The organism is Thiohalocapsa halophila (assembly GCF_016583825.1).
Classification (GTDB): domain Bacteria; phylum Pseudomonadota; class Gammaproteobacteria; order Chromatiales; family Chromatiaceae; genus Thiohalocapsa; species Thiohalocapsa halophila.
Window position 1 is genome coordinate 1 of record NZ_NRRV01000127.1, and the last position, 6868, is coordinate 6868.

A 6868-nucleotide genomic window follows, 5' to 3' on the forward strand; every position below is an offset into this window, starting at 1 on the left:
GGGGCGAGGGGCGAGGAATAGTATTATCGCCAGTGCAGCGGCTACGCTGTCCACTCCGTTCGGCTTGATCCGCAGCGACTGTTCATGGATTGCATGCGCCGCCATGGCTGTCCTGGCCGGCGCTGGGCTCGCCTCGGCCATCACTACTCCCGGCCTGCTCCCGGCCCGCTCGCCGAGCCGTAGTCGCGAGCGCCCGTCCCTCAGCGCTCAGCCCTCAAGGCCGACGACGTAGCAAAACCGGCCGCGCCCTCCACCCGCCCCGCCCCGCCTGTCACAAAAACGCCACAGGCGGCCGGCTGTGTAGCTTTTTTCAAAAAAACCGGTTGCCAGCTGTCGCATCCTGATCTAGTATTCGGAGCGCAAGACATGATTGCGTCGCTTGCGCGGTCTTTAGGGTTTTTCACAACAGCGGAGAGCAGCATGAACAAAAAGCTCCTCAGCCTGGCAGTCGCCGCGGCCGTCGCCGCGCCGACCGCTGCCATGGCCGAAGCCGTCCTGTACGGCAAACTGAACCAGTCCATCGACTACCAAGACGTCACCAACGCCATCGCCCCGACCTACACAACCGTCGACGAGGCAGGCGTCACGCTCACCGAAGAGGGGCAGGAGGCGCTGGCCGGCTTCGAGGGGCCGGTTATCGTCCGAAACCCAGCCGGTGACCCGCTAATCAACAATGACGGTGAGGACTTCAGCGGCTGGGGCATCTCCCGTGAGGGCAGCTTCATGCAGGGCTCGAGCCGCGCCAACCGCATCGGCGTCAAGGGCTCCGAGGATCTGGGCAACGGCCTCAAGGCCATCTATCAGGTTGAGCTCGGCCTGAACCTGACCGCCGCCGACGACGACATCGATAGCGGCAACAACGGCATCAGCTACCGCAATAGCTTCGTCGGTCTCGCCGGCGACTGGGGTACGGTACTTGCCGGGCGCCACGACACGCCGCTGAAGATCTCCACCGGCAAGCTGGACATGTTCAGCGACACGATGGCGGACTACAACGGTACGGTCGGCTTTGACGACGTCCGCGCTGATAACGTGGTTGCCTACATCTCGCCGAGCTTCTCCGGCTTCTCCTTCGCTGGTGCCGTAGTCGCTCCCGGCGGTGCAACCGTCGACACCTTCGGCGGTGGCGATACCAACATCGACAACGACTCGCTGGCAAGCGCCTGGTCTCTGGCCTTGATCTACAACAACGGTCCCTTCTACGGTTCCGCGGCCTATGAGGTCCTTGGCGCCGATCATTTCATGGATAGCAATACGGCACTGGCGGGTAATGCCGGCTGCATCAACACCGACGGGACGGAGACGCTGTCCTGCAGCTATATCGATGACGACTACAGCAAGTGGCGCATCGGCCTCGGGCTGCTGGACTGGAACGGCTTCTCGCTCTCGGCCATCTATGAGCAGCAGGACGATCTGCCTGGTGGTCAGGTTCGCAATGCTACTGCCTTCGTCAACCCCGATGGCACCGTCGATTTTCTCGGTGTGACTGGCGTCAAAGAGCAGAGGCTCTGGCAGGTTCAAGCCGGTTACAGCTTCGGCAACAACATGGTCAAGGCCATGTACGGCGCCGTCGACCGCGATGCCGACCGTCCGCTGGATAGCTTCCGCGCCAACCCTCGCGCTATCGGCAACCTGACGGATGATCTGGAAGGTGATCGCGAGACCTGGGCAATCGGGTTCGACCACAACTTCAGCAAGCGCACCAAGGCATATGCGCTCTACGTTGACGTCACCGACGACAGCAACAAAGAGCCCGGCGGCGCCAACGAGTTCAACGGCTTCTCGCTGGGCGTGGTCCACAAGTTCTGATCACCGCCATTGCGACCTGACCCGACGGACCGGGTCGATGAACGGGGCCTTCGGGCCCCGTTTTTTTGTGTCCGGCGTTTTTCGAGCATCTAGGCCGGGCCGACGCCGGGAGGCCCGACATCCGAGTATCGCCATGCCGGATGGAGCTCGCTGCCGCTCAGCCCAGAACTGCGGCGCAGCGCCTGTTCCAAGCAGGTGCTTGCTCGAAAACCCTGAGCATGGGACGCTACACCCCTGATCTTGCGATGGGTGACACCCTGAGCTTATATCCGTAGATCGGGCCGACGCCGGCGGCTGCTTCGCGGGATCTGGTTTTGCAACCGCGCAGCCTGGCCGACGCTCTACACGCCGCATCCAAGACCTCGACCATCGGCCTGCCCGCGATGACGGACTTCATAGCCCGACACCACGCGCACGTCCCCGCTGAGACCTGCGAGGCGCTGATTCAGCTCTTCAGAGACGCCGACAAGCGCAAGGCCACGCACCAGGGGCTCACCGGCGTGCGCGTGGACAAGGCCCGCAAAGACTCCCTGGATCTCGCCTCGGCCAAGATCCCGCCGAAGCTGCGCGAAAAGTATGCTGCGCCCCTGGAGCAGTATTTCACGCTGCTCGGCGAGGCCCACAAGGCCTATGTCGAGCGCTACACCGAGCTGCAGTATCCCCGCACCTTCGAGCACGGCGTCTACAGCTTCAACATCCAGCGCTACTACCCGGGCGGGCAGGCCTACCATGCCTGGCATTACGAGAATGCCCATCCAAAGGCGGCGCACCGCATCCTCGCCTGGATGACCTACCTGAACACGGTGGCGAGCGGCGGCGAGACCGAATTCCTGCACCAAGGCCTGAAGGTCCATCCGGAGCAGGGCCTCACCCTCATCTGGCCCGCCGGCTTCACCCACACCCACCGCGGCCTGCCCCATCGGGACGGCCTCAAGCTCATCATCACCGGGTGGTTCGAATACGCGCCGCGGGGGAGAGGGGGCTAGGTTCTAGGGGCTGGGTTCTGGGAGCTGGGTTCTGGGGGGGCGGAGCGCTGCGCCTTGATCCCTCGGTCTCGCCGCCGCAAAAACGCCTGTTAAATCCACGGCGTAGGGTGGATGAGCGAAGCGAAATCCACCCGACCGGCTGACCGGCTCGCCCGCTGACTCCGGCGCGCCGGGGTGGACTGCGCTTCGCTTGTCCACCCTACACAGAGCGGCGCCGATCAACGGCGCCTGCTCCGTAGGTCGGTGCCGACGCCAGGAGGCCCGACGCCCGGGTCCGGTCGGCTCATGTCGGGCTTCGCTGCCGCTCAGCACCGACCTACCGGGCTCGCCCCTCCGCCCTCGGCTTCGTCCGCGAGCCACCTTCGCCGCCGAGAATCAGCGGCGGGTGGATGAGCGAAGCGAAATCCACCCGACCGGCTGACTGGCTCGCCCGCTGACTCCGGCGCGCCGGGGTGGACTGCGCTTCGCTTGTCCACCCTACAGAGCTGTCGTCGTGACTGTGGTGCCTGCCCTGAGGCTGCGGCGGCCTTGTTCCGGATGCCGACGCCACCTATGCTGTGCACATGTTCGCGAAGAAGGGGAAATGGGTGGCTGAGCCCGACCACCTTATCCTTGAGCATTTGCGAGCCCTGCGGGCTGGTCAGGATCGACTCGCCGAGCGCCTGGACGAGACCGTCGCCCGCCTCGGCTTCATCGAATCACGGATCGGGAACCTGCATCTACAGCGGAGAGGAGCGGGCTTCGAGGGGCGAGGTGGTCTCGAATACTCGACGAATCCGCACACCTGTGGCGTCGTCAAGCAATCTCGCTGGGCAAAAAGTCCTCGGTCAGCGCATCGTCGAGGCTGAACGGCGCGGTCTCCGGGAAGGTCGCCAACGGCAGGTCGGTCTCGTCGGCGGCGTACTTACGCGCCTTGGCGTATTCCTGCGCGAAGAGCTCCTGCGGCAATCGACCCAGGCTGGGGCTGTCGGCGACTATCGCCTCGATGCGGTCGCGGGCGTTGCGGATGAACACACGCCAGGAGGGACCGCGCAGCTGCGGCTGGCAGCGCCACTTGAGCAGGTGGATCAGCAGCACCCGAAGGTGGCTCGCCAGGGCCCGCTTCTGACTCTTGCCCATGTCCTCCAGCTCCTCGGCCACATGGGCCGCATCCACGGTGCTGAGCCGCCCTTCGCGCAACAGCTGGGCGTTGTACACGAGCCAGGCGTAGAAGTCCTGGTCGTAGTCTGGGGTGATCGACGGATCTCGTGCATGCATGATCGGGACACTTCGATAAGGGTTGACCTGACTCGTTCCTCGCTCCCGTCGCCTCGTGACGAAGCTCCCGCCTCGTCACGCCGACACCGAAGCTCCGCTTCGCGTCACCCGGGCTATGGCCTCGGGAGAGGCTGTGGGCGTCACTTCCGGAAGCAAAGCTTCCGCGCTCGCATCGCGAAGCCCGCGCGCCGCGACCCGAGGCACCCTCGCCCCGTCCCTCAGCCCCGTAGGTCGGTGCCGACGCCAGGAGGCCCGACATCCGCGGGCGGTCGGCTCATGTCGGGCTTCGCTGCCGCTCAGCGCCGACCTACGAGGCCGTCCGTCAGCCCTCAGCCCTCAGCCCTCAGCCCTCAGCCCTCAGCCCTCAGCCCTTCAACATCGTAGGCCCGCCTTCGGCCCCCAGAATCAGCACATCGGCCCCGCGCAGTGCGAAAATGCCGCAGGTGACCACGCCGGGGAGGTTGTTGAGCTGCTGCTCCAGGGCCTTGGGCTCCAGGATCTGCAGGCCCTGCACGTCCAGGATGACGTTGCCGTTGTCGGTGACATAGCCTTCCCGCCAAGCGGGGGTGCCGCCGAGCTTCACGATTTGCCGGGCCACCAGGCTGCGGGCCATGGGAATCACCTCCACCGGCAGCGGGAAGGCGCCCAGCACGTCCACCAGCTTGGAGGCGTCGGCGATGCAGACGAAGCGCTCGCTGGCTGCGGCGACGATCTTCTCGCGGGTGAGCGCACCGCCGCCGCCCTTGACCAGGGCGAGGTCCTTGTTGGACTCATCGGCGCCGTCCACATAGAGCGCCAAATCACCCACGGCGTTGAGGTCCAGCACCGGGATGCCGTGCTGCCTGAGCCGCTCGCTGGAGGCCTCGGAGCTGGACACGGCCCCCTCGATGCGGCCCTTGATGCCGGCCAGCAAATCGATGAAATGGTTCACCGTGGAGCCGGTGCCGACGCCGATGACGCCGCCGTCCACGTATTGGAGCGCCGCCTCGGCGGCCTGTTTCTTGAGCGCATCTTGGTCCATGAAGCTACCCCCTGTTCTGGCTGAATGCTGAGACTGCGCGATGCGACGGATTGATCCGTTTGTTGGGCCGTTGCAACAGTGGCCATGATAGCAGAGCCGCAAGACGGGCTCGGGGCGTATGGAGGGGCGAGCTTCGAGTCACGAGGGACGAGTTACGAGTTTCGAGGCGGAAGCCTGGAACGAGTAATCTAGATCCCATATCCGGACGTAACCCCTCGCCACTCGCTACTCGCCACTCGCCACTCGCCACTCGTCCCCAGCCCCATGCCGGAAACCTACATCGAGCGCATCCTGCGCGCACGCGTCTACGACGTCGCCGACGAATCGCCGCTCACACACGCCAAGCTGCTCTCCAAGCGCCTCGGCAACCAGGTATGGCTGAAGCGCGAGGACCTTCAGCCCGTGTTCTCGTTCAAGCTGCGCGGTGCCTACAACAAGCTGATGCACCTGAGTCCGGAGCAGCGCGCGCGCGGCGTTATCGCCGCCTCCGCCGGAAACCACGCGCAAGGGGTGTCCATGGGCGCCGCCAAGCTCGGCTGCGAGGCCACCATCGTAATGCCGCGCACCACGCCGCCCATCAAGGTGGAGGCGGTGCGCGGCTGGGGAGCCAAGACCGTACTGCACGGCGACTCCTTCGACGAGGCCTATGCCCATGCACAAGAGCTCGTCGCCGAGCAGGGGCTGACCTTTTTGCATCCCTTCGACGACCCGGACGTCATCGCCGGCCAGGGCACCATCGCCATGGAGATCCTGCGCCAGCACCCAGAGCCGCCGGCGGCCATCTTCGTGCCCGTGGGCGGCGGCGGGCTCATCGCCGGGGTGGCGGCCTATGTCAAGTACGTCTATCCGCAGGTGCGCATCATCGGCGTGGAGCCGGAGGATGCCCCCACACTGCATGCCGCGCTCGCCGCCGACCGCCGCGTGGTTCTGCCGGAGGTCGGGCTCTTCGCCGACGGCGTCGCCGTGCGCCAAATCGGCGAGGAAACCTTCCGCATCGCCCGGCAGACCGTGGACGAGGTGGTGCTGGTGACCACCGACGAGCTGTGCGCGGCCATCAAGGACATCTTCGACGACACCCGCGGCATCGCCGAGCCCGCCGGCGCGCTGGCCGTCGCCGGGCTCAAGCGCTGGGTGGCGCGCGAGGCTGCCGAAGCCTTGAGCCTGGTGGCCATCGAGAGCGGCGCCAATATCAACTTCGACCGCCTGCGCCATGTGGCCGAGCGCGCCGAGCTCGGCGAGCGGCGCGAGGCCCTGCTCGCGGTGGGCATTCCGGAGCGCCCGGGGAGCTTCCTCGACTTCTGCCGCGCGCTCGGCAAGCGCCAAATCACGGAGTTCAACTATCGCTATGCAGACCGGCAGGAGGCGCATGTCTTCGCCGGTGTGCAGCTCACCGGCGGTGCGGACGAGCGCGCCGAGCTGGTGCAGCGCTTGGAGGCCAAGGGCTTCTCGGTGCTGGACATGAGCGACAACGAGACCGCGAAGCTGCACATCCGCTTCATGGTTGGCGGGCATGCGCCGGCGGTCAGCGACGAGCGCCTGATTCGCTTCGAGTTCCCCGAGCGCCCCGGGGCGCTGCTCAACTTCCTCTCCAGCCTCGGCAAGCGCTGGAACATCAGCCTATTCCACTACCGCAACCACGGCGCCGCCTACGGCCGGGTGCTCATGGGCGTGCAGGTGCCGGATGCGGAGCAGGCGGAGCTGCATCGGCTGCTCACCGGCATCGGCTATCGGTTCTGGGAGGAGACGGACAATCCGGCGTATCGGCTGTTTGCGAGTGCTGGGGAGGGATGAAGGG

Annotated in this window: 5 protein-coding genes; 3 read left to right on the plus strand and 2 right to left on the minus strand. The window is 65.9% G+C overall.

What is annotated here, in order from left to right:
• The first annotated feature begins 420 nt into the window (after positions 1-420).
• Positions 421-1809 carry a porin gene (locus CKO31_RS24930; RefSeq protein ID WP_200243290.1) on the plus strand — a complete coding sequence of 463 codons (1389 nt, stop codon included), beginning with the start codon at positions 421-423 and terminating at the stop codon, positions 1807-1809.
• Between the two features lie 314 nt (positions 1810-2123).
• The gene (locus CKO31_RS24935; RefSeq protein ID WP_200243283.1) at positions 2124-2795 is read left to right on the plus strand and encodes a 2OG-Fe(II) oxygenase; all 672 of its coding nucleotides are present in this window, start codon (positions 2124-2126) and stop codon (positions 2793-2795) included.
• 795 nt (positions 2796-3590) lie between these two features.
• On the opposite strand, the gene CKO31_RS24940 is transcribed toward CKO31_RS24935, so the two are convergent.
• Both CKO31_RS24940 and rpiA read right to left on the minus strand, forming a co-directional pair.
• Positions 3591-4052 (minus strand): DUF29 domain-containing protein, encoded by a 462-nt coding sequence (locus CKO31_RS24940; protein WP_200243285.1) that lies wholly within the window; start codon positions 4050-4052, stop codon positions 3591-3593.
• Between the two features lie 364 nt (positions 4053-4416).
• Positions 4417-5073: a ribose-5-phosphate isomerase RpiA gene (gene rpiA / locus CKO31_RS24945; RefSeq protein WP_200243287.1), complete on the minus strand. Its 657-nt coding sequence runs from the start codon at positions 5071-5073 to the stop codon at positions 4417-4419.
• Between the two features lie 264 nt (positions 5074-5337).
• Between rpiA and ilvA the strand changes: the two genes are divergently transcribed.
• Positions 5338-6864 carry a threonine ammonia-lyase, biosynthetic gene (gene ilvA, locus CKO31_RS24950; RefSeq protein WP_200243288.1) on the plus strand — a complete coding sequence of 509 codons (1527 nt, stop codon included), beginning with the start codon at positions 5338-5340 and terminating at the stop codon, positions 6862-6864.
• Positions 6865-6868: the final 4 nt, after the last annotated feature.

Excerpts from the sequence above, each read along its gene's own strand:
- CKO31_RS24930 (WP_200243290.1), top strand. The coding sequence starts at position 421 with ATGAACAAAAAGCTCCTCAGCCTGGCAGTCGCCGCGGCCGTCGCCGCG.
- CKO31_RS24940 (WP_200243285.1), bottom strand. The coding sequence starts at position 4,052 with ATGCATGCACGAGATCCGTCGATCACCCCAGACTACGACCAGGACTTC.
- rpiA (WP_200243287.1), bottom strand. The coding sequence starts at position 5,073 with ATGGACCAAGATGCGCTCAAGAAACAGGCCGCCGAGGCGGCGCTCCAA.
- ilvA (WP_200243288.1), top strand. The coding sequence starts at position 5,338 with ATGCCGGAAACCTACATCGAGCGCATCCTGCGCGCACGCGTCTACGAC.